The organism is Klebsiella sp. BIGb0149 (assembly GCF_004362605.1).
Taxonomy (GTDB): domain Bacteria; phylum Pseudomonadota; class Gammaproteobacteria; order Enterobacterales; family Enterobacteriaceae; genus Klebsiella; species Klebsiella terrigena.
Genome location: NZ_SNYG01000001.1, coordinates 1,375,705 through 1,401,960 on the forward strand (window position 1 = coordinate 1,375,705; position 26,256 = coordinate 1,401,960).

The 26,256-nt window shown below is 55.2% G+C and carries 25 protein-coding genes and 1 pseudogene; 9 read left to right on the top strand and 17 right to left on the bottom strand.

Going from position 1 to position 26,256, the window contains the following annotated elements; all coding sequences use genetic code 11:
- Nucleotides 1-51: 51 nt before the first annotated feature.
- From zntB to dbpA, 3 genes are all read left to right on the top strand, one after another.
- The gene (gene zntB / locus EDF75_RS06560) at nt 52-1,035 is read left to right on the top strand and encodes a zinc transporter ZntB (RefSeq protein ID WP_045855113.1); all 984 of its coding nucleotides are present in this window, start codon (nt 52-54) and stop codon (nt 1,033-1,035) included.
- A 282-nt stretch (nt 1,036-1,317) separates the two neighbouring features.
- Nucleotides 1,318-1,503, top strand: coding sequence for a proline-rich small protein YnaL (ynaL, locus tag EDF75_RS27560; protein ID WP_071844916.1), 186 nt, complete (start codon nt 1,318-1,320; stop codon nt 1,501-1,503).
- A gap of 14 nt (nt 1,504-1,517) precedes the next feature.
- The gene (gene dbpA, locus EDF75_RS06565) at nt 1,518-2,891 is read left to right on the top strand and encodes an ATP-dependent RNA helicase DbpA (protein WP_133597901.1); all 1,374 of its coding nucleotides are present in this window, start codon (nt 1,518-1,520) and stop codon (nt 2,889-2,891) included.
- 48 nt (nt 2,892-2,939) lie between these two features.
- Here dbpA and ttcA read toward each other — a convergent pair whose 3' ends face one another.
- From ttcA to EDF75_RS06615, 10 genes and pseudogenes are all read right to left on the bottom strand, one after another.
- The gene (ttcA, locus tag EDF75_RS06570; protein ID WP_076945431.1) at nt 2,940-3,875 is read right to left on the bottom strand and encodes a tRNA 2-thiocytidine(32) synthetase TtcA; all 936 of its coding nucleotides are present in this window, start codon (nt 3,873-3,875) and stop codon (nt 2,940-2,942) included.
- A 205-nt stretch (nt 3,876-4,080) separates the two neighbouring features.
- The gene (uspF, locus tag EDF75_RS06575; RefSeq protein ID WP_045855116.1) at nt 4,081-4,515 is read right to left on the bottom strand and encodes a universal stress protein UspF; all 435 of its coding nucleotides are present in this window, start codon (nt 4,513-4,515) and stop codon (nt 4,081-4,083) included.
- Between the two features lie 81 nt (nt 4,516-4,596).
- Nucleotides 4,597-4,809 (bottom strand): KTSC domain-containing protein, encoded by a 213-nt coding sequence (locus tag EDF75_RS06580; protein WP_133597903.1) that lies wholly within the window; start codon nt 4,807-4,809, stop codon nt 4,597-4,599.
- A 147-nt stretch (nt 4,810-4,956) separates the two neighbouring features.
- Nucleotides 4,957-5,127 (bottom strand): annotated as a pseudogene (locus tag EDF75_RS27565) (porin); the annotation flags it as partial.
- Nucleotides 5,078-5,332 (bottom strand): porin, encoded by a 255-nt coding sequence (locus EDF75_RS27465; protein WP_133597907.1) that lies wholly within the window; start codon nt 5,330-5,332, stop codon nt 5,078-5,080. The pseudogene EDF75_RS27565 and the gene EDF75_RS27465, both read right to left, overlap by 50 nt.
- 431 nt (nt 5,333-5,763) lie before the next feature.
- The gene (gene nifJ, locus EDF75_RS06595) at nt 5,764-9,291 is read right to left on the bottom strand and encodes a pyruvate:ferredoxin (flavodoxin) oxidoreductase (RefSeq protein ID WP_133597909.1); all 3,528 of its coding nucleotides are present in this window, start codon (nt 9,289-9,291) and stop codon (nt 5,764-5,766) included.
- Nucleotides 9,292-9,544: 253 nt separating this feature from the next.
- Nucleotides 9,545-11,104, bottom strand: coding sequence for a carbohydrate porin (locus EDF75_RS06600; protein ID WP_133597911.1), 1,560 nt, complete (start codon nt 11,102-11,104; stop codon nt 9,545-9,547).
- A gap of 124 nt (nt 11,105-11,228) precedes the next feature.
- Nucleotides 11,229-12,626 (bottom strand): PTS transporter subunit EIIC, encoded by a 1,398-nt coding sequence (locus tag EDF75_RS06605; protein ID WP_133597912.1) that lies wholly within the window; start codon nt 12,624-12,626, stop codon nt 11,229-11,231.
- On the bottom strand, nt 12,613-14,298 hold the full coding sequence (locus EDF75_RS06610) for a glycoside hydrolase family 13 protein (protein WP_133597914.1): 1,686 nt from the start codon (nt 14,296-14,298) through the stop codon (nt 12,613-12,615). The genes EDF75_RS06605 and EDF75_RS06610 overlap by 14 nt, the downstream gene beginning before the upstream one ends.
- A 45-nt stretch (nt 14,299-14,343) precedes the next feature.
- Nucleotides 14,344-15,342, bottom strand: a complete 999-nt coding sequence (locus EDF75_RS06615) for a LacI family DNA-binding transcriptional regulator (RefSeq protein WP_133597916.1) — start codon at nt 15,340-15,342, stop codon at nt 14,344-14,346.
- 300 nt (nt 15,343-15,642) lie between these two features.
- Between EDF75_RS06615 and EDF75_RS06620 the strand changes: the two genes are divergently transcribed.
- Entirely contained in the window at nt 15,643-15,909 is a 267-nt protein-coding gene (locus tag EDF75_RS06620) for a putative hemolysin (RefSeq protein WP_041145253.1), read from the top strand.
- Between the two features lie 74 nt (nt 15,910-15,983).
- On the opposite strand, the gene hslJ is transcribed toward EDF75_RS06620, so the two are convergent.
- The 3 genes from hslJ to EDF75_RS06635 all read right to left on the bottom strand — a co-directional run bounded on the left by hslJ (nt 15,984) and on the right by EDF75_RS06635 (nt 18,166).
- Nucleotides 15,984-16,406 (bottom strand): heat shock protein HslJ, encoded by a 423-nt coding sequence (hslJ, locus tag EDF75_RS06625; protein WP_133597918.1) that lies wholly within the window; start codon nt 16,404-16,406, stop codon nt 15,984-15,986.
- 122 nt (nt 16,407-16,528) lie between these two features.
- Nucleotides 16,529-17,518 carry a 2-hydroxyacid dehydrogenase gene (locus tag EDF75_RS06630; RefSeq protein WP_133597920.1) on the bottom strand — a complete coding sequence of 330 codons (990 nt, stop codon included), beginning with the start codon at nt 17,516-17,518 and terminating at the stop codon, nt 16,529-16,531.
- A gap of 147 nt (nt 17,519-17,665) precedes the next feature.
- A complete protein-coding gene (locus EDF75_RS06635) occupies nt 17,666-18,166 on the bottom strand; it encodes a DedA family protein (protein ID WP_133597922.1) in 501 nt (166 codons plus the stop codon).
- A gap of 214 nt (nt 18,167-18,380) precedes the next feature.
- On the opposite strand from EDF75_RS06635, the gene EDF75_RS06640 reads away from it, so the two are divergent.
- From EDF75_RS06640 to EDF75_RS06650, 3 genes are read left to right on the top strand one after another with little or no spacing between them, the layout of a single operon-like run.
- The gene (locus EDF75_RS06640) at nt 18,381-21,041 is read left to right on the top strand and encodes a YdbH family protein (protein ID WP_133597924.1); all 2,661 of its coding nucleotides are present in this window, start codon (nt 18,381-18,383) and stop codon (nt 21,039-21,041) included.
- Nucleotides 21,042-21,055: 14 nt separating this feature from the next.
- On the top strand, nt 21,056-21,226 hold the full coding sequence (locus EDF75_RS06645; RefSeq protein WP_370461201.1) for a YnbE family lipoprotein: 171 nt from the start codon (nt 21,056-21,058) through the stop codon (nt 21,224-21,226).
- Nucleotides 21,227-21,233: 7 nt separating this feature from the next.
- Nucleotides 21,234-21,557: a YdbL family probable chaperone protein gene (locus EDF75_RS06650; protein ID WP_133597926.1), complete on the top strand. Its 324-nt coding sequence runs from the start codon at nt 21,234-21,236 to the stop codon at nt 21,555-21,557.
- Here the strand turns inward: EDF75_RS06650 and feaR are convergent, their stop codons facing one another.
- The gene (gene feaR / locus EDF75_RS06655) at nt 21,558-22,466 is read right to left on the bottom strand and encodes a transcriptional regulator FeaR (RefSeq protein ID WP_133597928.1); all 909 of its coding nucleotides are present in this window, start codon (nt 22,464-22,466) and stop codon (nt 21,558-21,560) included.
- Between the two features lie 420 nt (nt 22,467-22,886).
- Here feaR and EDF75_RS06660 point away from each other — a divergent pair, with 420 nt between their 5' ends.
- Complete coding sequence (locus EDF75_RS06660) at nt 22,887-23,273, top strand: hypothetical protein (protein WP_133597930.1); 387 nt, start codon at nt 22,887-22,889, stop codon at nt 23,271-23,273.
- 223 nt (nt 23,274-23,496) lie between these two features.
- On the top strand, nt 23,497-24,990 hold the full coding sequence (locus EDF75_RS06665) for a PIN domain-containing protein (RefSeq protein ID WP_133597932.1): 1,494 nt from the start codon (nt 23,497-23,499) through the stop codon (nt 24,988-24,990).
- Nucleotides 24,991-25,033: 43 nt separating this feature from the next.
- On the opposite strand, the gene EDF75_RS27260 is transcribed toward EDF75_RS06665, so the two are convergent.
- The 3 genes from EDF75_RS27260 to EDF75_RS06675 all read right to left on the bottom strand — a co-directional run bounded on the left by EDF75_RS27260 (nt 25,034) and on the right by EDF75_RS06675 (nt 26,248).
- The gene (locus EDF75_RS27260; protein WP_243733505.1) at nt 25,034-25,357 is read right to left on the bottom strand and encodes a hypothetical protein; all 324 of its coding nucleotides are present in this window, start codon (nt 25,355-25,357) and stop codon (nt 25,034-25,036) included.
- Between the two features lie 187 nt (nt 25,358-25,544).
- Complete coding sequence (locus EDF75_RS27265; RefSeq protein ID WP_243733506.1) at nt 25,545-25,688, bottom strand: hypothetical protein; 144 nt, start codon at nt 25,686-25,688, stop codon at nt 25,545-25,547.
- Nucleotides 25,688-26,248 (bottom strand): hypothetical protein, encoded by a 561-nt coding sequence (locus EDF75_RS06675; RefSeq protein ID WP_243733507.1) that lies wholly within the window; start codon nt 26,246-26,248, stop codon nt 25,688-25,690. The genes EDF75_RS27265 and EDF75_RS06675 overlap by 1 nt, the downstream gene beginning before the upstream one ends.
- Nucleotides 26,249-26,256: the final 8 nt, after the last annotated feature.

Here is a 26,256-nt window from a genome sequence, read left to right on the forward strand (position 1 = left end):
GGAGGCGTCAGGCTAGACTACGAAAATTAAGCCTGAGTTGACGGAGGTCTGGTGGAGGCGATTAAAGGTGCGGAACTGAGTGTACCGGATGCCGTTTTTGCATGGCAGTTTGACGGCAAGGGCGGCGTAAAACCGCTGACGAATAGCGACACTATTGATAAAGAGCATCCCTGCTGGCTGCATCTCAACTACACCCACGCCGACAGCGCACAGTGGCTGGCGGAAACGCCGCTGCTGCCGAACAGCGTGCGGGATGCGCTGGCGGGCGAAAGCACCCGGCCGCGGGTGACGCGGGTCGGCGACGGGACGCTGATTACGCTGCGCTGCATTAACGGCAGCACCGACGAACGGCCGGATCAGCTGGTGGCGATGCGCTTATATATGGACGAGCGCCTAATCGTCTCTACCCGCCAGCGGCGGGTGCTGGCGCTGGACGACGTGCTCGGCGACCTGCGCGAAGGCACCGGCCCGGTGGACTGCGGCAGCTGGCTGGTGGATATCTGCGATGCGCTGACCGATCATGCCAGCGAATTTATCGAACAGCTGCATGACCGGATTATCGACCTTGAGGATAATCTGCTGGATCAGCAGGTCCCTCCGCGCGGCTTCCTGGCTTTGCTGCGTAAGCAGCTGATTGTGATGCGCCGCTATATGGCTCCGCAGCGCGATGCCTACTCCCGGCTGGCCAGCGAACGTCTGCCGTGGATGAATGACGACCAGCGTCGGCGCATGCAGGATATCTCCGATCGCCTCGGCCGCGGCCTGGATGAGATCGATAGCTGCATTGCCCGCACGGCGATAATGAGCGATGAGATCGCGCAAATTATGCAGGAGGCGATGTCGCGCAGAACCTATACCATGTCGCTGATGGCCATGGTCTTTCTGCCCAGCACCTTCCTGACCGGCCTGTTCGGCGTTAACCTCGGCGGGATCCCCGGCAATGAGTGGCATTTGGGCTTTTCTATCTTTTGCGTAATGTTAGTTGTTCTGATTGGCGGTGTTGCGTGGTGGTTACATCGCAGTAAATGGCTGTAAATAATCGCCTTTTATCAGCGTCTGATTGCGAAAACCCGGCAATGTTTGAGCGAAATCAATAAACCATCTACCCATTCGGGGCAATATCTCTCTCGCAGGTGAATGCAACGTCAAGCGATGGGCGTTGCGCTCCATATTGTCTTACTTCCTTTTTTGAATTACTGCATAGCACAATTGATTCGTACGATGCCGACTTTATTGAGTCGGCTTTTTTTTTGCTCTCCGGCGGCCAGCTTCTACGCTTAATGGGTGGTACACCCGCTCATAACCGGGAGAGTCAATATGCGATACCAGCCGTTAAATTCCATACCCATCTCACCTGAACCTAACGACCCGACGCCGGTGCCGGACCCGCGGCCTCGTCCGCATCCTTTACCCGACCCGCCGCCGGACGACGAACCGATTAAATTGTCGCATCAGAGGCGCAATTCTGCGAGGATACGCGCCTGCCAATTGCGCGCCCTTTAACACGAGAAAAAATTGTGACCGCTTTTTCAACACTAAACGTTTTGCCCGCCGCCCAGCTCGATAACCTGAACGAGCTGGGATACCTTGCAATGACCCCGGTCCAGGCGGCGGCTTTGCCGGCGATTCTGGCCGGTAAAGATGTGCGCGTGCAGGCAAAAACCGGCAGTGGAAAAACGGCCGCATTCGGCCTCGGCCTGCTCCAGCAGGTTGATGCCACGCTGTACAAGACGCAGTCCCTGGTGCTGTGCCCGACGCGGGAGCTGGCGGATCAGGTCGCCGGTGAGCTGCGCCGCCTGGCGCGCTTTCTGCCGAATATTAAAATTCTCACCCTCTGCGGGGGCCAACCTTTTGGCGCCCAGCGTGATTCGCTCCAGCACGCGCCGCACATTATCGTCGCTACGCCGGGACGCCTGCTCGATCACCTGCAGAAGGGCACCGTCTCGCTGGACGCGCTGCAGACGCTGGTGATGGACGAAGCGGATCGGATGCTCGATATGGGTTTCAGCGACGCCATTGATGAAGCGATTCGCTTTGCGCCCGCCGAGCGGCAGACGCTGCTGTTCTCCGCGACCTGGCCTGAGGCCATTGCGGCGATTAGCGGACGCGTGCAGAACGACCCGCAAACCATCGAGATCGATTCCGTTGACGCGCTGCCGGCAATTGAACAGCAGTTCTTCGAAACCTCGCAGAAAGGCAAAATCGCGCTGCTGCAAAAGCTGCTCAGCCAGCACAAGCCGGCCTCCTGCGTGGTGTTCTGTAATACCAAAAAGGATTGCCAGGCCGTTTGCGATTCGCTCAACGCCGCCGGGCAGAGCGCGCTGTCGCTGCATGGCGATCTCGAGCAGCGCGATCGCGACCAATCCCTGATCCGCTTTGCGAACGGCAGCTCGCGCGTGCTGGTCGCAACCGACGTGGCGGCGCGCGGTCTCGATATTAAATCCCTGGAGCTGGTGATTAACTACGAGCTGGCCTGGGACCCGGAAGTTCACGTTCACCGCATCGGCCGCACCGCACGCGCCGGCGCAAGCGGGCTGGCGATCAGCCTTTGCGCGCCGGAAGAGGCCCAGCGCGCCAATATTCTTGCGGAAATGCTGCAGCTGAAGCTGAACTGGATGAACGCACCGGCCGGCGGCACGATCGTACCGCTGGAAGCCGAAATGACGACCCTGTGCATTGACGGCGGTAAGAAGGCCAAAATGCGCGCAGGGGACGTTCTGGGGGCGCTGACCGGAGATTTGGGATTCGATGGCGCCGATATCGGCAAGATCAACGTTCATCCGGCGCACGTCTACGTGGCGCTGCGCCAGGGCGTGGCCCACAAAGCGTTTAAGCTGCTGCAGAACGGCAAGATTAAGGGCAAGAACTGCCGGGTTCGTTTACTGAAATAGAGTAGGCAAGGGCGTCTCAGCCACCGCGCTGAGACGCCCGTTCGCGGTTTACTTCACTTCCACCACGTTCAGCCGCAGCTCGTCCAGCTGGGCATCATCCTCTTCCGGCTGCCAGCCGGCAGGCTGAAGCGGGATCTCTTCGCGATCGAACGCGAGGTCGCCGCCGTCAACCACGTCAGAACCGTGGGTAATGCCTTTAAAGTCAAACAGGCTGACGTCGCTAAGATGCGACGGCACGACGTTCTGCATGGCGCTGAACATGGTCTCGATGCGCCCCGGATAGCGCTTATCCCAGTCGCGCAGCATGTCGCCGATCACCTGACGCTGCAGGTTAGGCTGGGAGCCGCAGAGGTTGCATGGGATAATTGGGAAACCCTTCGCCTGCGAGAAGCGCTCGATATCCTTTTCGCGGCAGTATGCCAGCGGGCGGATAACGATATGCTTGCCGTCGTCGCTCATCAGCTTCGGCGGCATGCCCTTCATCTTGCCGCCGTAGAACATGTTGAGGAACAGCGTCTGCAGGATGTCGTCGCGGTGGTGGCCGAGGGCGATTTTGGTCGCGCCGAGTTCGGTGGCCGTGCGATAGAGGATCCCGCGACGCAGGCGCGAACAGAGTGAACAGGTGGTTTTACCCTCAGGAATCTTCTCTTTGACGATCCCGTAGGTGTTCTCTTCGACAATCTTATACTCGACGCCGAGCTGCTGCAGGTACTCAGGCAGAATGTGCTCAGGGAAGCCGGGCTGCTTCTGATCGAGGTTTACCGCGATCAGAGAGAAAGAGATGGGGGCGCTTTTTTGTAAGCTGCGCAGGATTTCCAGCATGGTGTAGCTGTCTTTCCCGCCGGAAAGGCAAACCATAATCCGGTCGCCGTCTTCAATCATATTAAAATCGGCAATGGCTTCGCCGACGTTGCGGCGCAGGCGCTTCTGCAACTTGTCGATGTTGTACTTTTCTTTCTTACTAATGTCTTGATTCTGCAGCATTTAATAATGGCTCAGTTCGTAGTGTGGCGCACGCATTCTGCCAGCAGCGTTGCTGACGGCGGCAACTTATGGCATCTGACGTCGATGAGTATCAGTCTGTGGCGTGTATGGTACGGATTCGCGCCGGGGATGTCAGCACATTTAAGAGAGTTTAAGCGGCGAAGGATTAAGATAAAAAGCCCGCACCGGCGGCGGGCTGGAGAGGTTAGCGGACAACCAGTACGGAGCACTCTGCGTGACGCACGACGGCCGCGGCGTTAGAGCCAAGCAGGTAGGTCGTGATATCCGGGCGGTGCGAGGCGATGATGACTAAATCTGCCGGCAGCGACTTCGCCAGTCCCAGAATGTTGTCCTTCGGCGAACCTTCGGCAATATGGAAATGCACCCGGTCTTCAGGGATGGCAAACTGCTTCACCACCTCTTTCAGTCGGGTTTCGGAATCCGCCTTGAACTCATCCATCGGCGGCATCTCTGCGGTATAGGCCATGCCCAGCGAGGCATAATAGGGAAGAGAGGGGATCACGGTCAGAAAGTGGACTTCAGCATCATCAATCCGTGCTTCGGCTTCAACGTGGCTGATAACGCGTTGAGTTAATTCTGTATCAGAAATATCTATGGGTACAAGAATTATTCTGGTCATAAAACCTCCTGTTTAATTAACCTTTAAAAGTGTACGACATTCAGGGGCAATATGTACAATGACCAGGGTCACACTTTGGCTTCAGACCGCGGAACGTTCGGTAAATTTACCTTTGATAACCCCGTCATAAAAACGACCTTTGGAAACGACCTGCAGAAAGTTGTGAAACACCCGCGGCGGAACGTCGCAGTACTGCAGCGTTTTATTGTCACGAAAGCGTATTTCAAGGATGCCGGAGGCTTCGTCGTAGGCGACGGAGCGGATTCGTGATGATTTTACGGGATGGTGATGCATGGCTGGCGTCCTTTACGAGCGGTCTTATAAGCAATATATCATCCACTGGACGACTATTTTAACGCAACAGGTATATTGTTTTGATTTGGTTAAAATATCGGCAGAAAGAGGGGCCAGGCCCGCAGCTCCCAACGGGCCACGGCCGCAGAACGGATAAGCCAGGCCTGGCGCCACGACGTCATCGGTGCCGATGCCGTGGTTTGCGTAGCCGCTATGGTCTTCGTCCTGCAGGGTGATTTTGTCATCAGCGTAGGTGGACATAGTGCGGCTAAAGTAAAAGGTCGCGCCGATATCGGCATATTTCACCAGATCCTTGTCGCCGTTGGCGGTCGAGCGATGAGTCTGCTCGTTGGTGCGCCCGGCACTCGCTAAATTTCAGACCGGCGAATGCCGGACGGGCCCAGGCGTTGTTGGTATCGGATTCGCTGCTATTAGCCTGAACGTGATATCCCCACTGGCCGTAGGCGGTCAGCAGATCGCGAATATGAGTTTCGCCTTTGAAGCCGGGATGGATATCGCTCATATCGTCAGCAGAATACGCATCAGCGGATAAATAATGTGAATTATCGACTCATGATGGCCAGCACGTTCTTTCATTTGGAGAGTTCTTTGACGTTTTTTTGACTTCCTTCGAAGACGCTTAATTATTATAGGTGAAGGCCATTAAAGTAAGGTAAATATAAAATACCTGGCTATAAGTAAATCCTGAAATAAATAATCCCGTCGGTGCGGTGATAATTTTAGTGAATCTATCAATGCAATACATATAAAATAAAAATTATACGGCGGGAAATTAATGGGATATTATTCGCGCGTTATATGCCTTTGTTTATTGTCAGCCGCATTTTTGCTGCCGCCGCCCGCGGTCCTCTTGCGGGCTATTTAAACGGTAAAATGACAAGCCCGAATATCTATTCGGGCTTTTTTTATGGCAACGCTCAGGCGCGGTACAAATTAGCTTTCGACGGTGGGTTTCTCCGCTTTACCGGCCATCTGCGCAAGGAAGTCATAGCGTTTTTGCAGATCGGCTGCGGCATCCTTCCACAGCTGCTCCGCCACCTCCGGCTGCTGGGCGTTGAGGCGACGGAAGCGCTGCTCGTTGAGCAACGTTTCCGCCAGCGCGTCCGACGGCGGGCGAGAGTCCAGCGCCAGCGGGAGCTTACCCTCATCCGCCCGGCGCGGGTCGAAGCGGTAGAGCGGCCAGAACCCGGTGGCGGTCAGCTGACGCATCTGATCGTGGCTTAGCGCCAGATCGTAGCCGTGCTCTTCGCACGGGCTGTAGGCGATAATCAGCGACGGCCCCGGATAGGCCTCCGCTTCCTGAATCGCTTTCACCGTCTGATTCAGCTGGGCGCCCAGCGAGATCTGCGCCACGTAGACGTGACCGTACATCATCATGCTGACGCCGAGGTCTTTGCGCGATTTACGCTTGCCGTGCTCGCCAAACTTGGTCACCGCGCCGAGCGGCGTGGCCTTCGAGGCCTGGCCGCCGGTGTTGGAGTAGCACTGGGTATCGAGCACCAGGATATTGACGTTTTCGGTCAGGCTCAGCACGTGGTCGAGGCCGCCAAAGCCGATATCGTAGGCCCAGCCGTCGCCGCCGATCAGCCAGATGGATTTTTCCACCAGCGCGTCGGCGTCGGTCAGCAGCTCCTGGGCTCCCTCAACGCCGGCCAGCGCGCGGCGCAGCTCCGCCACCTGCTCGCGGCGGACGTCCGGGGTGGCCTCGGCGTGCAGGGCATCGTTGAGCTCCGCCGGTATCGCGTCGGCAAACTGCGCCAGCAGGCGCATCACGCGCTGACGATGCTGGTCCACGGAGAGGCGGAAGCCGAGGCCAAATTCGGCGTTATCTTCAAACAGCGAGTTGGCCCACGCCGGGCCGCGCCCGTTGGCGTCGGTGGTATACGGCGTTGACGGCAGGTTACCGCCGTAAATCGACGAGCAGCCGGTGGCGTTGGCGATCAGCATCCGATCGCCGTAGAGCTGGGTTAGCAGCTTGATGTACGGCGTTTCGCCGCAGCCGGAGCAGGCGCCGGAGTACTCAAACAGCGGGCTTATCAGCTGAGAGGTACGAATATCAATGCGCTCCAGCGCGCTGCGGTCGATCTCCGGCAGGCTGAGGAAGAAGTCGTAGTTGACCTTCTCCTCCTCAACGTGCTCAAGGCGCGACATCATATTGATGGCCTTGATCTCCGGGTTCTGCCGGTCTTTGGCCGGGCAAACCTCAACGCACAGATTACAGCCGGTGCAATCTTCCGGCGCCACCTGCAGAACGTATTTCTGTCCGCGCATATCGCGGGATTTCACGTCCAGCGAATGCAGGCTGGCCGGGGCCGCTTCCATCGCCTCCGGGGAGATAACCTTGGCGCGGATCGCCGAGTGCGGGCAGGCCGCGACGCAGTGGTTACACTGGGTGCACAGCGCCTCTTTCCAGATAGGGATCTCTTCGGCGATATTGCGTTTTTCCCAGCGGGTGGTGCCCATCGGCCAGGTGCCGTCCGGCGGCAGGGCGGAGACCGGCAGCGCATCGCCGAGGCCGGCCAGCATGGCGGCGGTGACGGTTTTGACAAAGTCCGGCGCGGCATCGGAGACCACCGGCGGGCGGTTCGGGCTGGCGGCGTTGACCTGCTGCAGCGGCACTTCGGCCAGCGACTCGCGGGCCAGCGCCAGCGCCTGCCAGTTGCGCTCAACCAGCTCCTTGCCCTTGCTGCTGTAGCTTTTGGCAATCGCGCCCTGGAGCTCGGCCAGCGCGCTGTCACCCGGAAGAATTTGCGTCAGATGGAAGAACGCCATCTGCATCACGGTGTTGATACGCGCGCCGAGGCTGCATTCGCGGGCAATTTTGGCGGCGTTGACGATATAAAAGCGCGCCTGCTTCTGGTTGAGCGTCGCCTGTACTTCCTGCGGCAGACGCGACCACGCCTCATCGGCGGCGTACGGCGTGTTCAGCAGGAAAATCCCGCCGGGCTTCAGCCGCTCCACCATCTGATATTTGTCGATAAACTGCAGCTGATGGCAGCCGACGAAATCGGCCTGCGAGATAAGATAGGAGGAGCGAATCGGCTTCTCGCTGACGCGCAGGTGCGAAACGGTCAGTCCGCCGGCCTTTTTCGAGTCGTAGACGAAGTAGCCCTGTGAGAACCACGGCGTCGAGTTGCCGATGATTTTGATGTTGTTCTTGGTCGCCGACACGCTGCCGTCGCTGCCCAGGCCGTAGAACAGGGCCTCCAGCTTCGCCTCCGACGGCAGGGTGTTTTCCCCCAGCGGCAGAGAGAGGTTGGTGACGTCGTCATAGATACCGACGGTGAAGCGGGGCTTCGGTTTCGCCGCGCTCAGCTCGTTAAACACCGCCAGCACGCACTCCGGGCCGAACTCTTTTGACGACAGGCCATAGCGGCCGCCGATGGTGCGCGGCAGCGTTTCGCGTTCGCCGCGGTTAAACGCCTCCGCCAGCGCGGTCATCACGTCGAGGTACAGCGGCTCCGCGTGGGCGCCGGGCTCTTTGGTGCGGTCCAGCACGGCGACGGCGCGCGCGCTTTCCGGCAGCGCTTCCAGCAGGTGAGCAGCGGAGAAGGGGCGATAGAGCCGCACTTTCAGCACGCCGACCTTCTCGCCGCGGCTGAGCAGCTCATCCACCACCTCTTCGCAGGTGCCGATGGCGGAACCCATCACTACAATCACCCGTTCGGCCTGCGGATGGCCGTAGAATTCGAACGGTTTATAGCGACGGCCGGTGGCGGCAGCGAAATCGTCCATCGCCGTTTCGACGTGGTCGTAGACCGCGTCGTACCACGGGTTGGTGGCCTCACGGGACTGGAAATAGGTGTCCGGGTTAGCCGAGGTTCCGCGGATCGTCGGATGTTCGGGATTCAGCGCGCGCAGGCGATGCGCGTCGATCTCAGCCTGCGGCAGCAGGCTGCGGAGGGTGTCATCCGCCAGCGGCGCGATTTTGTTGATTTCGTGCGAGGTGCGGAAGCCGTCAAAGAAATGGATAAACGGCACCCGGCTTTTGAGGGTCGCAATATGCGAAATCAGGGCGAAATCCTGCGCCTCCTGGACGTTGCTGGCGCAGAGCATCGCGCAGCCGGTCTGGCGCACGGCCATCACGTCGGAGTGATCGCCGAAAATAGAGAGCGCGTGGGTCGCGACGGTACGCGCGGCGACGTGCAGGACAAACGGCATCAGCTGACCGGCCAGCTTGTACAGCGTCGGGATCATCAGCAGCAGACCCTGCGAGGAGGTGAAGGAGGTCGAAAGGGCCCCGGTTTGCAACGCCCCGTGCACGGCGCCGATAGCCCCGGCTTCCGACTGCATTTCGACCACCCGGGGCACGTCGCCCCAGATATTTTTGAGCCCGTTACCTGCCCAGGCGTCCGCCTGCTCGGCCATCGTTGAGCTGGGGGTTATGGGGTAGATGGCGATAACTTCACTGGTGCGAAACGCGACAGAAGCGGCCGCGCCATTACCGTCGATAGTAATCATAAAAAGAGACCCTAACATTGCGCAAACAAAAAAGAAGGGACCCGCAAAACGGCGGCGGATCCTGTAATTATATGGAGTGAGTATAGGGGCTTTCGCTATGCCCTTGAAGTTGTGCGGCTTTCGAGTGCACAAATTGATCCATGAGGTTCTCCCTGCCTGTGCGCCGGGCGAGGAGAACCAGTGGCTGCTATCTTGCTGATTACTATGCCGTTAGTCTGAACGTTGCGGGTGCTTTGGCAACAAAGCGCTGCGCTTAAAACCAGGTCTCGAGCTGGGCGCCGAAGATCAGCGTGCCTCCGCTGTGGTAGCCGGCGCTGCCAAAGGTGTCGGTGGTGGAGTAGCTATCCAGGGCTTTGTCCCAGTTCATCCAGGTGGCGAAGAAGCGAATTTCCGGGCGCTCAAAAAAGTCGGTCACCTTGTGCATTTTAAAGGTCGGAGCAAAGGTCAGCTTGTAGTAGCTTCCGCGGGCGGGCCGGTTGCCGTTAAAGCCTCTGGGGTCGATATCCATATACTGGTAGCTGGCCTCGTACTGCAGGGCAAAGTTCTGATTGAGCTCCTGGATAACCCTGGCGTTGAGGGTGACCCAGTCGTAGCGATCGCCGTCCAGGTAGCGGCTATTGCTGCTCTGGGCGACGATGAGTGGCGCCAGGCTAAGCCGGTCGGTCAGGGAGGTGATGCCGTAGGAGGCGAATTTAACGGTCCAGGCGTCATCGATCAGATAACCGTCCGACCCCGGGCCGCGCACTTCCGCCCCCAGCGCCTGGCCATACAGCAGCACCGTTTTGGACAGTCCGGGCCGGAGCCCATAGAAAGTGTCGCCATGATACGCCAGCATGGTGTTGAAGCCTTTGGACGCCGCCTTATCCGTCGCCAGGCCATCATTAATACGCTTATCGTTATCCTTAGAGTAGAGGCCGTTGACCATCCACTGCCACGGGCCTAATTTATTATTGAGCGACAGGGTATAGTTCTGAATATAGGTATTGGCGGCCCCGGTCATGTTGTTATATTCAACGTTCTCCATGGCATCAATATCATTAAAGTTACGCCCGTAAATCGCCAGATTGGTTTTGACGTCACCGGCCAGGCTAACGTCATAAATACCGGCCCCGGTACCGATTAAATTCATCATGTCGGAGTCGAGCCAGTGAATATCAAAGTTATCGCGATCCTCGCGCTTACCTGCCCACAGGGTTGCGTGCTTGAACGCCCCGGAAAAGGATGGAAGGTCGCTCATTTCGGCAAACGCCTGACGCAGGTTCATTTGGCCGTTAAAGGCGCTGTCGGTATTATAGGTTTTATCCCATTCGGCAATTTTCATGTAATAACGCAGCTTAGCGTTATTATCATAGCGACGCAGATAGTTAATATCGGCGGTGACGTAGGTGTCTGATTCATTGCCGAGACGGCCGACGCTGCCGCCGGTGCTTCCGGCGGGCGTCAGGGAAGGGCCGACGGTGCTGGTGGCCCCTTGCTTTCCGGTGAGGATCCCGGTGCGGGCATAGCCGCCGATTTTAATTTCAGCCGGGTCCTGGTTAAGCGACTTATTTTTTATTGAAGCAATATCGCGATCCGTTTTTTGCTCAACGGTCAGCAGGCGCTGCCGGGCCTGGCTGGCATTATTCTCGGCGGCGGCGGCTCTCTTTTCCGCTTTATCAATCTTTTGTTCAGCGTAGCGTAAATCTATTTTGGACTGTTTTAATTCAGCCTCAAGTTTTTCCAGACGGGCGTTGATGTCATTAAGCGTAATATCGGCGGCGTGCGCGGATAACGGCAGCGCCAGCGCGCAGAGCGTAAGGGTATAGATTTTCATTATTAATCCCTGTGCAGAGAATTCCCGCGCTGCGGGCATAGGCAAGCCTGCAGCACGGAAGAGTGTGCCAGCAAAAATTATGTTGCTGTTATTAAGCCGTCAGGTGGCGGCTAGCTGCGGGTTATCATTTTTTGGCCACGGGTTTCTTGGTATTAACAAAAAGAGTCGCGGCAATAAAGGCAAAAATAAATACCGCGATGCCGACGGTGATATAGCTAATAAACTGGTAGCGGTCGTAGAGGTACATCAGCGGAGAGAGCAGGACCGCCAGGCCGTAAGAGTTAGCCTTGATCGCCATCAGCGAGAGCACCATGCCGCCCAGCGCGGAGCTGGTGAGCATCACGACAATGGCCCGGATCCCCGACTGCATCACAATCCCGAACAGGGCCGGCTCTGAGACCCCCAGCAGCTGCGTTATAGTGGCGGAGATGCCGGCGGTCTTAAAGGCCAGGTTCTTTGATTTCAGCGAAATAGCCAGGCACACGGCGGCGTTGGCAAAGCCGTACATCGCGCAGACCGTAATCAGCGGATTAAAGCCGGTGCCGGCAATCAGCGACGTTTCAATCATGATGAACATATGGTGCATCCCGGTCATCACGGCGATGGGATAAATAAAACCGATCAGCAGGCCGCCAATTCCAGCCGGCAGGGCGAGGAACTGCCCAATCGCCATCACCGCATAATGTTCGAATCCGTGCACCAGCGGGCCTAATACCAGCAGGGCAATGGCGAGTGCAATCAGGATGACGATAAAGGGCGTGAAAATAAGATCCATCGAGTTCGGCATGACTCTGCGGAAATAGATCTCGAGCTTCGCGCCGATAATACCGGTAATGAGCGCGGTGAGGATCGAACCCTGATAGCCGACCAGCGGAATAAAGCTAAATATATATATCGGCGCGGCGTGGCCATATGCCACATCGTAAGCGTTGGGCAGCGCCGGGGAAACCAGCATCAGGCCAATTAAAAAGCCGATAATTGGTGTGCCGCCAAACTTTTTAAATGCCGACCAGCAGATAAACGCCGCGAGGAAGGCAAAGGCGGTATCGCAAAGGACGGTGGTTAACGTCTGCAGGTAAACCGGTATATCCTGCACGTTGCTGCCAAACCAGCCCAGTACCGTATCGTTAAAAATTACCCCCTTCAGGCCGAGAAACAGGCCGGTGGCGCCGAGCACCGGGACGATCGGCACGAACACGTCAGAGAGGTTTCTGATGCCCCGCTGCAGCCTGCCCGTGCTCTGCCGACTCATCTCGTCTTTGCTAACTTCGGCAACCTGGAACTCTTCCACAAACGCCTGGTAAACCTTGTTGACGATACCGGTGCCGAGAATGATCTGATACTGACCTGAATTATAAAACACGCCTTTCACTTCGCCGATCTGGCGGATTTTTTCGTCATCAATGGCTTCGCGATCCTTCACCTGTAAGCGCAAACGCGTCGCGCAATGGGTGGCCGATGCAATGTTGTCCTTGCCAATCGTATTAACAATATCAACGGCGATATTTTTATATTTGTTCATTTTTAACGCATCCCTTAATGAGAATGGTCTGGTACGGTTTGAGGGTAGAAGTTACGTTGGTGTAATTACTGAGCACGATTTCCCCGTCAGGCAGGGTAAACGGCTGCTCTTTGGCGCTGAGGTTAGTGATGGAAATAAGGCGCTCGGTGGCCGAGCTTCTTGCATAGGCGATAACGTTCTCGGCAGCCTCCTCCAGCGGGGTGAAGGTGCCGTAAATCAGCGTTTCAGGGAAGTCGATATTTCTCAGGGCAATCATCTTTTTGTAGAAAGAGAATACCGAATCGGCTTGCGCCAGCTGGCTTTGCGCGTTCAGCGACGTATCGTCAGTGGACAGCGCCAGCCATGGCCTAGCGCCGTTGTTAAAGCCTGCATTGACGCCGTCGGACCACGGGAACGGCGTGCGCGAATTATCTCTTGAGCGGCGGTTAACAAAGCCCATAGCCTCCTCGGCGCTAAAGCCTTCCGCCAGCGAGCGGTAGTAGTTATCGAGGCTTGAGATATCGTTAAATTCATTAATCTCTCTGCGGCAGAAGTTCTTCATCCCCAGCTCCTGTCCCTGATAGATAAACGGCGTGCCGCGCATGAAAAAGTACATGGCCGCGAGGGCCGTGGCGCCGATCTCGTTCTGATAGTCAGCGTCGCGCACCAGTTTCGACAGGGCGCGAGGCTGGTCGTGATTCTCAATAAAAGTGGTGCCCCATCCCGCCCGGGCGAAGGCCAGCTGGCTGGCAAACAGGGTTTCCCTGAACGCCTTGACGCTCCAGTCGCATTCCCTGAACCACTCTGAACCATTTTCAACGTCGATATCGGCGGCGTGGAAGTCAAATATCATGTCGAAATAGCCTTCCGGCCCGATAAAGCGCTCATACTCTTCCAGCGGAACGCCGGGGGCTTCACCGACGGTCACGCAGCCGAATTTGTTAAAAGTCTGTTGCTTCAGTTCGTTGAGGAAAAGCTCAATCCCCGGCCGGTTGCGGGCCTTGCTTTTGACGGAGGCCAGGCCGTCGATACCGTCTGATGGCAGCGGGCTGAAGTCCTGATCCTTTTTGATAAAGGTAATGGCGTCGATGCGGAACCCGGCGATCCCTTTTGCCAGCCACCAGTTAATCATTGCGTAAATTTCTTCGCGCAGCGCCGGGTTTTCCCAGTTCAGGTCGGGCTGTTTTTTATGAAACACGTGGAGATAGTAAGTCTCTTCGCCGGGCACTTTTTCCCACACGCTGCCGCCGAAAATAGAGCGCCAGTTGTTGGGGGCCGCACCGTTAACCGCCGGTTTAAAAATGTAGTAATCGCGGTAGCGGGAGTCTGGGTTCGCCAACGCCTGGCGGAACCAGCGGTGCTCGTCGCTGGTATGATTGACCACCAGATCGATCATCACCTTTATCCCCATCTCTCCGGCCTGCGCTATCAGGTCGTCCACGTCCCGCATATCGCCAAAATCAGGATTCACCGCGAAGTAATCGGCGATGTCATAGCCGTTATCCGCCATCGGCGACTGGTAAAACGGTGACACCCAAATGAGGGTAATTCCCAGGGTCTTGAGATAGGGGAGTTTCGCAATGATGCCGCGAATATCGCCGGTCCCGTCGTTGTTGCTGTCATAAAAGCTCTTCGGGTAAATCTGATAGACGACGGATTCCTTCCACCATGCGTGCTGCTGGGGTGTGTTCATCACTTCTCCTTGATATGATATCGATACCATATTGAAATAAAAAAATTAAGCGGACGCTCTGATAATCAATTCAGAGTGCAAATCCTGCTCGTCGTACTGATAGCGGGCGCCGCTGATGAGCGCGAGCAGGCGTTCTACGGAAATTCTGCCCAGTTGCTCAATCGGCTGGCTGACGGTGGTGAGAGGGATGTTGATCATCTCCGCCACCGGCAAATTATCGAAGCCCACCACCGCAAGATCTGCTGGCACGCTCACGCCGCCAGCGGTAAGGCCGGCAATCAGGCCGCAGGCGACCTCATCGCTGCCGGCAAAAATCGCGTCTGGGCGCTCGCTGGCGGCCATTTGCAGCATTTTGGTGGCGAGACCTTGCCCGTCTTTATAGGTATGCATCTGGCGGAAAATCAGCGCGGGATTGATATCCAGCTTTCCGGCCTGCATGGCGTCGATAAAGCCCTGGTTTCTGCGGCTGCCGTGGCCTTTCTGCTCGAAGGTGCCGCCGGTCGAATAGGCGATATTTTTATAGCCCTTGTTGATCAAGTAGGTCACGGCGCCATAGGTCGCCCGGCGATCGTCCACTTTAACCACCGGCAGGCTGGTGGCTTCGAGGCTGGTATTACACAGCAGGATCGGACCGTATTGCTGGTATTTCTCCAGCACGTTCTTATTGCTCTCTACCGCGCATAAAATCAGGCCATCGATGATTTTTTTCTTCAGCAGGTCGAGGCAGTTTTTCTCCTCCCCGGCGCTGTCGTGGTTTTGCACGATCAGCACCGAGTAGCCATTTTTGCGCGCGGTGACTTCCAGGGCATCGACCAGGCTTGCGAAGAAGGGGTTGGTAATGCGCGAGATAAGCACCCCAATACGGTGCGTTTTGACGCCGCGCATCTGCTGGGCAACGGTGCTTGGCTCGTAATCGAGCGCCTGCATCGCCGCCAGAATCTTCTCTTTTTTATCATCAGAGATATAGGGATGATTATTCAGGAAGCGGGAGACCGTGGTGACGGAAAGCCCGGCTTTTTCTGCTACGTCTTTTATGGTGGCCATAGAATTTTTATGAAAACGATATCATAGTTCGGTAAGCTATTTTCAGCCGCCGCTTAAGTCAACCCGCATGTTTTAAAACATGATCGATCTCACAACAAAGTTATCCGGCGGGAGCCGCCGCGGTTATTCATCTGCGGGGGAGTGAGGGGATACTTTGCGAGAATCGCCGATCCGGCGGGAAATTTGCTAGAAAATGTTAATGGAGCGCATAAATAGCGGTTTCGCCTCTCGACGTCGGGCGCCGGGCTGCCTATTATTCTTGGGTTTGTTTATTTTAAGATGTTTCCGAGGGGAGAGACGATGCGAGCTGCGTTTTTAGTTGGGTGTGCCGCGTTATTACTGTCGGCCTGTAGTAGTGAACCCGTTCAGCAGGCGACGGCGGCCCACGTATCACCGGGCATGCGCGCTGCGATGAGCAGCACCGGGCAGGCAAACTGCGCGATGATCGGCGGCTCGCTGTCGGTGGCGCGTCAGCTGGACGGCTCGGCGATAGGGATGTGCGCGCTGCCTAACGGCAAACGCTGCAGCGAGCAGGCTCTGGCCGGCGGCAGCTGCGGTAACTACTAAGCATCAGCCCCATACGGACGTCCTCTGCGGGCATCATGCCCGCGGCGGCGACGCGCGCCAGCCGGCCCGTAGAATTAGTTAACCAGATCGGCGAGCTTATACACCAGCGTGCGATCGGCGGTCGCCAGCGTCAGCTGATTTTCGGTTAAATCGACCTGCGCCCCGTCGCGCAGCATTTTGCCGAGCGTGGCGTCGAGCTCGTTAAGCTGCGGGTCAGCGCACAGCATCCGGGTCATCGCCAGCGCTTTGACCTTCAGCTCGCCATCCGACACCTTGCCTTCGCCGCTAAAGCGGTTGCACATATTGCCTGAGACGAACGTCTTCTCGCCAAAGCTCAGCTCCAGCGGCTTCGAGCCCTCCTTGAGCGGCTGACCGTTGACGCTGGTCAGGACAAACCGATGGTGCTGAAGCTGCTCCGCGCTGGTGGACACCTTGCTGTTATATACGCAGCCGGAAAGCAGCATTCCTGCCGCCAGCAGTGCAGCAAACTTATTCATTTTTTCTCCAGAAATATTTCACATCTTTTAGGTAAGCGGAGTGTAACTGTACTGCAGGCAAATTCTGTGGGGCTTATCTGAATGTGCCCCCCGCAGGGGGAGGGCACAAAAGGGGAAGGATATCAGACCAGCGCGTTGGCGCAGGTTTCACCGGCGTCAACCTGGCGCAGGTTGTCGAGGGTGGTTTGCGAAATACTGATTAACGCCTCGGCGGTGAGGAACGCCTGATGCCCGGTGAACAGCACGTTATGGCAGGCCGAGAGGCGGCGGAACACGTCATCCTGAATCACGTCGTTGGATTTATCTTCGAAGAACAGATCGCGCTCGTTCTCATAGACGTCCATCCCCAGCGCGCCGATTTTCTGATGCTTCAGGGCGTCGATGGCCGCCTGTGAATCAATCAACGCGCCGCGGCTGGTGTTGATGATCATCACGCCATCCTTCATCCGATCGAACGCCGAATGGTTCAGCAGATGATAGTTCTCATCGGTCAGCGGGCAGTGCAAAGAGATCACGTCCGACTGCGCGTACAGCGTCTGCAGATCAACGTACTCGACGCCGAGATCCAGCGCGGCGGCGCTTGGGTATGGATCGAACGCCAGCAGGCGCATGCCAAATCCTTTGAGGATCCGCAGGGCCGCCACGCCGATTTTCCCGGTACCGATCACGCCGGCGGTTTTACCGTACATGGTGAAGCCGGTTAAGCCTTCGAGGGAGAAATTGGCATCGCGGGTACGCTGATAGGCGCGGTGAATGCGGCGGTTCAGCGACATCATCATCCCGATGGCGTGCTCGGCGACCGCTTCCGGCGAATAGGCCGGCACGCGCACCACCCGCAGGCCCAGCTCTTTGGCCGCATCCAGATCGACGTTATTAAAGCCGGCGCAGCGCAGGGCGATGTACTTCACGCCGTGCGACTTCAGCTCTTCCAGCACCGGGCGGCTGCCGTCATCGTTAACGAAAATGCACACCGCCTCGCAGCCGTTGGCCGTTTTCGCGGTTTTTTCGGTTAACAGGAAATCGAAGAACTCGAGTTCAAAGCCATATGTATCATTAACATGCTGAAGGTACTTTTTATCGTACTGCTTTGTACTATACACAGCGATTTTCATAAGACTTTTCTCCAGTGATTATACCGTCACGGTAGCATATTTAAAATAATCATACAATTCTTAAAAATTAGTTTAAATAACAGGTTATAATCATAATTCTAGAGTATATCTCTGCGTGGAGGTATCGCTTTAAAACATAATGTGTTTTTACCACAGGCTGAAGCTGAAGGCGCCTGGCGCCAGCAGGATCAGCGGCCACAGCAGGCCGGAGCTGACGTTGGCGAGCTGAAAACGCCAGAAAGAGGCACCGCTGGCTCCGCTGGCGAGCGGAAGGGTGGCGCGCAGCGGAGAAAGGAAGCGGCTGAAAAATACCGCCCAGGCCCCGTGGCGGCGTAAAAACAGCCGGCTGCGAGAGAGACGCTCGGCGCTAAGCCAGCGCAGGCGGTGAAGATGGTGTTGATAGCGGCGCCCCACCCGCCAGGAGAGCCAGAATCCGCCGATTGCTCCAAGCCCGGCACTGAGCCACATTAGCAAGAAATGCCCGAGGCTGGCGGAGGCGAAGGTACCGAGCAGCAGCAGACCGGAGGTGCCGGGCACCAGCAGCGAGACGATCGCGCAGGATTTACTGAACGTCAGCAGGAACACCAGCAGCAACAGCAGCGCGTAGTGGTCCTGCGCCGACTCAATCAGCGAGTAGATAAACGCCACGCTTTCCCTCCGGCCTGCTCTGATGATGATTTGCCAGTGTGACAGGGACTGGCTAAATGAAGGCTAAATCAGCGGCGGGTCAAAAATCGCCGCAACGATGGCGGCGCAGCGGCTATTCTTAGGCAGGACGCAAACTTTAACTCACTGGTCGAACGTGCCACAATACGCGCTACATTCGGCATATACTATTGTTGATTCAGGATATTAAGCGCCCATGAAGGGTAAATATAAAGCCGCTATCGCGCTGGTGTTAGCACTCCTTTTGCTCCCGCTGGCGCTGCTGTCGACGCTAACCCACTGGGTGCCGACGCTCGCCGGGATCTGGCTGCCGGCGGGGACCCGGATCTCGCTAACCGACAGCCCGCGCCTGACGCGCACCGCGCTGCGTATCCCCGATTTACGCTACATGGTTGGCGACTGCGAGCTGGCAAGGGTCACCAACGCCCAGCTTTCCCACCCCAGCCGCTGGCGCCTGCATCTCGATGAGCTGGATATCAACAGCGCCTGCCTGAGCAAACTTCCGGAGAGTGAACCCGCCCCCGGCGCGCCGCGCACCCTGGCGGAATGGCAGTCGATGCTGCCCTATAGCTGGCTGACTATCGAGAATCTGCGCCTGTCGCCGTGGGAAAAATGGCAGGGGCGGCTGGTGATGTCGCTGACGCCGACGCAGCAGGATATCGGCTACAGCGGGTCGGAAGTCACCGTGCAGGCCCGCCTGCGCGGCCAGGCGCTGACCGTCAGCGACTTCTCCGCGCGGCTGGTTGAAGGCCAGGCGCCGGTCAGGCTGGTCGGTGAGTTCCATATGCCGCTGGTGCCGGACGGCTTCCCGGTTGACGGCCATCTGCTGAGCACCTTTGAATTTCCGCAGGAGCCGGGGCTGGTTGACGCCGAGCTGGAGTGGCAGAAAAACCGCGGGCAGCTGCTGGTGACGCCGCGGGGCGAGGTGCAGCCGATGCTCGACCTGCCGTGGGAAATTACCCCCGAACGCATAGCGATCAGCGACGGTCGCTGGAGCACCGAATATGCCGGCTATCCGCTGAGCGGCCGCGTGGCGCTGTCGGTGGACGACTGGCAGGAGGGAACCGAGAATATGCAGGTCAGCGGGCGCCTGAACGTGCTGACCCAGGGGGAGGCCGGAAAAGGCAACGCGGTTCTGAACGTCGGACCCGGTAAGCTGAGCATGGATAGCAGCGATATGCCGCTGCGGCTCACAGGCGAGGCGAAGCTCGGGGATCTTATCGTCTACGCCGCGCTGCCGGCCAGGCTGAGCGGTCCGCTCACCACCCCGGAGCTGACTTTCCATCCCGGCGCGCTGCTGCGCTCGCGAGGGAGGGTGATTGACTCCCTTAATATCGATGAAATACGCCTGCCGCTGGCGGGGGTCAAGGTTACCCAGCAGGGCGTCGACGGCCGACTGCAGGCGATTCTGCGCGCCCACGAGCAGGAGATGGGCGACTTCGTCCTGCATCTTGACGGCAAGGCCGACAACTTTATGCCCGACCGCGGCCGCTGGCAGTGGCGCTACTGGGGAGAGGGGCACTTCACGCCGATGCAGGCGCGTTGGGACGTGAAGGGCGCGGGAGAGTGGGTGGACAGCGCCATCGTCCTGAACAGCCTGTCAACCGGCTTCGATAAGCTGCAGTACGGCACCATGCTGGTCAGCACCCCGCGGCTGACGCTGGAACAGCCGATTCGCTGGCTGCGCGACGAACAGCATCCGAAGCTGACCGGCGCGCTGTCGCTGGATGCCGGCAAAACCAGCTTTAGCAGCGGCAGCGAGCTGCCGCCCTCAACGCTGAAATTTAGCCTCGACGGGCGCGACCCGACCTGGTTCCAGTTTAACGGGTCGCTGCACGCCAATAAAATCGGCCCCGTGCGGCTGACCGGCCGCTGGGACGGCGAGCGCCTGCGCGGCCAGGCGTGGTGGCCGAAGCAGTCGTTGACCGTCTTCCAGCCGCTGCTGCCGCCGGAGTGGAAAATGAACCTGCGCGAAGGGGCGCTGTACGCCCAGGTGGCCTTCTCCGCCGCGGCCGATCAGGGCTTTGAGGCCGGCGGGCACGGGGTGCTGAAAGGCGGAAGCGCCTGGATGCCGGATAATCAGATCAACGGCGTCGATTTTGTGCTGCCGTTTCGCTTTAGCCAGGGGACCTGGCAGCTCGGCACCCGGCGGCCGGTTTCGCTGCGCATCGGCGAGATAGTTAACCAGGTGACGGCGCGGAATCTCACCGCCGACCTGCAGGGCTCGTATCCCTGGAGCGAAAGCAGCCCGCTGCAGCTCAGCAACGTCAGCGTCGATATTCTTGGCGGCCAGCTGACCATGCAGCAGCTGCGTATGCCGCAGCACGATCCGGCGCTGCTGCGCCTGCGGCACATCTCCAGCAGCGAGCTGGTGAGCGCGGTGAATATCAAACAGTTCGCCATGTCCGGCGCGTTTAACGGCGCGCTGCCGCTGTGGCTGGATAACGAAAAATGGATAGTCAAGGACGGCTGGTTGAGTAACCCCGGTCCGATGACCCTGCGCCTTGACCCGGATATGGCCGATGCGATGGTGAAGGACAATATTTCAGCGGGTGCGGCGATCAACTGGCTGCGCTATATGGAGATCGCCCGCTCGTGGACGCGCATTAATCTCGATAATCTCGGCGTCCTGACGCTGCAGGCGACGATTAGCGGCACCAGCCGCGTCGGGGAGAGAAGTAATACGGTCCATCTCAACTACTCTCATCAAGAGAACATTTTTGACCTGTGGCGCAGCCTGCGCTTCGGCGACAACCTGCAGGCATGGCTTGAACAGAATGCGGTGCTTCCCGCTCAGCGCTGTAAGGATAAGCAACACTGTACGCCTGTTGGGACAGGCGCTAAGGAACAACGATGATAAAACTGCTAACGATGCTGCTGGCAACGACGATACTGCTGACGGGCTGTACGCCGCGGATTGAGATTGCGGCATCGAAGGAGCCGATCACCATCAATATGAATGTCAAAATTGAACATGAGATTCATATCAAAGTGGATAAGGACGTCGAGGATTTGCTCAAGTCGCGTAGCGACCTGTTCTGAGGTAGCGATGAGAAAACGACTGTTGACGACCGCCCTGGCGCTGGCGCTGTTTAGCGCCCCGGCGATGGCCCTGACGCTCGGCGAGGCGCGGGAGCAGGGACGGGTTGGCGAAACGCAGAGCGGCTATCTTGCCCCGCTGCGCCAGGATCGGGAAACCCTGGGTCTGGTGAAGCAGATCAACGCCGCGCGCAGCGAAAGCTATCAGCGGCTGGCGGATGAGAACAACCTGCCGGTGGATGAGGTGGCGAAAATGGCCGGCCAGAAGCTGGTTGCGCGGGCGCAGCCGGGTGAATACGTGCAGGGTCTGAACGGCAAATGGCTGCGTAAGTAATCAGCGGCAGCGCTTGCGGTACTCTCCCGGTGAAACGCCGAAGCGCTGCTTGAAGGCGGTCGAGAAGTGGCTGTGGTCGCTAAAGCCCCAGCTGTAGCCGATCCCCGCCAGCTTTTCATCATCGTGGGCGTTGCTCAGCGCCCGCGCGCACAGATCCAGACGGCGGTTCTTAATATACTGGGCCACCACCAGCCCCTTATCGGCGAACAGCCGGTAGAGGCTGCGCACCGACATCCCCGTCTCGCCGGCCAGCCACTCCGGGCGCAGATGTTCCGCCTGAATCGACTCATCAATCAAAGCCATAATTTTCTGAAACTGCTTCTCGCGCCGCGACGGCTGGGCCTCGTGATGGTGCAGCATCGGGCGCAGCAGGCAGACGATGGCTTCCAGCGCGGCCTCGCTCTCGCTCTGCGAAAGCGCCGGGCTGCTCATGCTTTCGTGCAGCAGACGCTGGCTCAGCTGCACCATCGGCAGGGACTTGCCCAGACGGGTGGCGATGCTGATTTCGCTCCCGCGCAGCTGCTGCTCCAGCAGCTGGCGGGGCAGCAGCAGCGACGCCTGGCGCGAGGTTTGCTGCCAGAAGATAGAGCAGGGGCGGGAGGCATCGATCAGCGTGATATCGCCAGCTTCGAGCACCACCTGACGATCGTCCTGCTCAATGGCCGCCTGGCCGGAGAGCTGGAATACGGTATAAAACCAGGCATCGTTATCGCGCCTGATTTCGTTGCGGGTGCGGTACAGGTTGACGCCGCGCGCGGTGACGGTGCTGACCTTGAGATTGCCGGCATAGCTGGCGTCAATCTCCCCGTGAAAGTCGCTGTCCAGCGGACGTGCGGCAAAGTTTCCGCAGACCTGATTGATTTTCGCCAACCAGCGCTGGTAGTCCTGTCCGTTATCTGCCGCCGCCATAGCTCGTCTCTTGTAATAATAATGTTTTCGCATTGTTGCATTTACGCTGCGCCAAACAAGAGCGAAGCGCGGAGTATATGAAAGAACTATTACCTGAAGAACAGTTTCATTTTAACAAATATTAATTTTATTATTTTTCAATGGCTTAAATTATTATTACTGTATATTAGTACAGTTATGGTGTACGCGTGTGCGCGCACGGATTATATTAAAACCCCGAGCAAAAACCACTGTTTATCAATGAGTTAACATGGAAAGTCGCTTTGAGGATATTTTGTTTGATACTGTGAACTCGATCGTCGAGCACACAAGAATAGGCCGTACTAGAGCTGTTACAAAACTGTACAGGAACGGGAAACTTGCAGCGGTGAGGACCATCACTGCGGAAGGTACTACATATGCTTTTAAGGGAGAAAACTGATGGACCAGAAGTTCAAAGATGAGTTCATGAAAGTGGGTATTACTGAACATCTACTCCCAGTCCTTGAGCGTATGTTTGGTCATACAGCAGGGCGGTACTGTGAAGATTTCGTTCCTCAAGAATGGTCTTCGTTGGATTTTCCGGGGTTAATCTACTACCCGTTGGATGTCACTGGCTATTACGTCGTCAATCCAGGCAATCAGTCTGATGCAATGCTGAACAATAAAGAATTCGGTGCTTTTGTCTCAATGATGACGATTAATAACCTTTGTTGGAAGTTCGAGAACACTGACTACTGCGAGAAGCTATGTGATTTGTACTATCAAACGAGGGAATCGTTCTATGATAACTTTAAAAACCCATCGCTATTAAGGCTTATTGATTGAAATTCAGTGAGTTAAATCCTGTCTAGCTCCTCTGCGGCACAAAGAACCAGCAAATCTGTGCCGCAGGTGACAAAAGTGAAATGAAGTATAATTGACTCTTTACGAAACAGTAATGGTACATAAAAGTTGTATTATTATTATCAAATAGTATAGTGGTGATAATTCAAAATCTATAAAATCATTATCTTCTTTCATTAATAATGAACTCGAAAAAGAGGTTGTAATGAACGAGACATTGTATTTGTTTCCCGATACGAATGTATTATTACAATGTAAACCGCTAGGAAACGTAAGTTTCGCAGAGATCACCGATTGCGATGAGATCCATGTAATAATTACCAGGCCTATTCAACAAGAGATTGACCGTCAGAAAGGTAAAGGGAGTACACGACTAGCAAAAAAAGCAAGAAATGCTGCTGCTTTGTTTGACAAGATATTGGATTCTCCAGATGGAATCCTCATTGTCCGTGCACGTTCGCCGAGGGTTTGTATTAGCATGGATTTAAGTCTTAAACCTTCATGTGAGTTATCTGAACAACTTGATTATAACGAAGCCGATGATCGTTTTGTAGGTATAGTTGCAGGGTATAGCGCTGAAAATAAAGATTTGAAAGTAGCGTTAATTACTAACGATAGTGGTCCACGATTCTCGGCCATGCAACATAATCTTAACTGCTACAAAGTTCCTTCGTTATGGATGCTTCCTCCTGAAACGGATGAAAAAGATAAAAAAATAAAAGAGTTAGAAGGTCAGATTAAAGAATTAACAAGGTCTAGGCCGGAATTTGAAATAAAAATATCTGAAAATACAGAGTGTGATGTCATTTGTCCTTTTTATACGGCTATGTCTGAGGATGAAGTTAATGAGGTGATGTCTATATTGATAAATGCATTTCCAATGGTGACTGATTTCGATGCCGAAAGAAATAATTGGGCACAGTCGATTGTTTTAGGCGCGACTCTTGGTTATGGAAGTAAAGGGAAATATATTCCGGCTTCAGAAAGTGAAGTTGCTAAATATAAGTCGGAATATTATCCGGAATGGGTGAAGCAATGTGAAGAAGTGCTTAAAAAATGTCATGAAAAGTTCAACCCTCTCATAGCGAAACACCCCTTATCGTTTTTATTGAATAACGTAGGTAGTGTCGTCGCCGAAAGAGCTGTGGTTACATTCAAATCAAATGGTAAAATTGCGCTAAGTGGCAATGATTGGGATATAAATGAAGAGCTTGTAAAAAATGGTGAAGTAAATTTTCAATCACCACCAATAGCACCCAAAGGTCGATGGAAAAGTGTAATGGCTGATATGGAAGCTCTGCGCTATGGGCATAGATTTCCACCAATAGATATGCATAGAAGTACTTATGATTATCGTCTGCCAGATGCAATAACCTCGAGGCATAAAAACGATTTTTACTATAAGAGAAGAGAGGTATCACCTGTATTGGAAATATCTCTTGAATGTGAGGAATGGCGTCATAAAACTAAAGATGCAAAATTTTCATTGTTCGCTTATATCAAAAATACACCTGGGGTAAGAGAAAGCTCAATTCAGGTTCGGATTGAAGCTAATAATATAATTGAACCTATAACCAAAGATTTCAAGTTGAAAGTTGCCGTTGAGGAAATAAGTATTTTTCCAGTTATCATGGAAATGGTGCGTGAATTTATTCAAGGTGAAAAAGATAAAGGCTCTCATACTGAAAACAGAAATTAGGATAAAGCACATAATACAAATAAAAAGGACCTTGCGGTCCTTTTTACTTTACAGACGTCCACTTCGATTGAGAGTTCCACATTCCAATCCTGCTAAAGAACGTATCATTCTCATTTCCAGGATAGCTTCGATGAATGCCATCAGAACAGTGGTTGCGCGCTTTCTTATCAAGAACAGCCCATATTGAATTAATAGTAACTTCTGTTTCGTTCTTGCTTTCATTGTCATCGTAATCAATCTGAATATTGGTTTTCTCAATCTCACCAGTGAAGATGTTAAACTGGGCTTGGACATTGCCGTTGTTAGGGTTTAAAAATCCTAGGTCAATCTTAACTTCAGAATGGTCTAACAGACCTGCTGTAATCATACTGATGTACTCAGTGCGAACGTTAGACAGACGAACAGACAAACCAAGATTGTTAATCTCTTTTGACTCTCGATAGAACTGATATCAACAAAATCACCAGTCGCCATATAGTTCTTGCCTTCGTACTGAATATCAAAATACGAGTCCGTGATAAGAACTTCTCTGTTGTCTGACGTTTTAATCTGAACTAGATGGGTAAAGTACCAACAGAGAATACTTGGTCTGGTGTTAGAACCGTTAATGAAGTTCCGTAGAAATCATTGTATGCTTCGATGAAGTCTGGATTGTTTCCAAGTTCTTCGAAGATCTTTTTTACTTCGTTAATACGCATTAGATATCCTCTGTTGCAGTGAGCTTAACTTGTGAAAGACTTTTTAAATCATACCCAACAACATCAGTTGTAAGAATAAACCGGCCTTTAGGATTACGATAAGTAACTTGCTCTGAAGTTTGTACTTGAGCAAGCAACTGCGGGAATAATTTCATTGGTTGTCCTGATAAGCAATCAGCCGTAACGGTATACAACTTCTTGTGGTTCTGGAATTGAACAATAGTACCCGCTTCCATTGTTCCAGTGAAACCTTGTACCCTGACTTGTCTAGCGCCAGGATTAAGACTGTCCATTGAAGTAATATTTCCTTGGGCTGTACCAGTGTATTGGCCTGCATAACTGATATTGAAATCAAACGGTTGTCCGTACATATATTCAGCAACGAATTTCTTAACTAACCCTAGTTGTTCATACTGATACTGGGCAGTGAACTCTAAATCATAGAATTGTACACCTGTATAACGACGTTGATATTTGCCTGAAACGGCTCTGTTTGAGAAAAACGGTGCATTAGACGTAATTTTAACGTCTCTGATTTTAACTTGTGTATTACTAAGCATCGGCACGC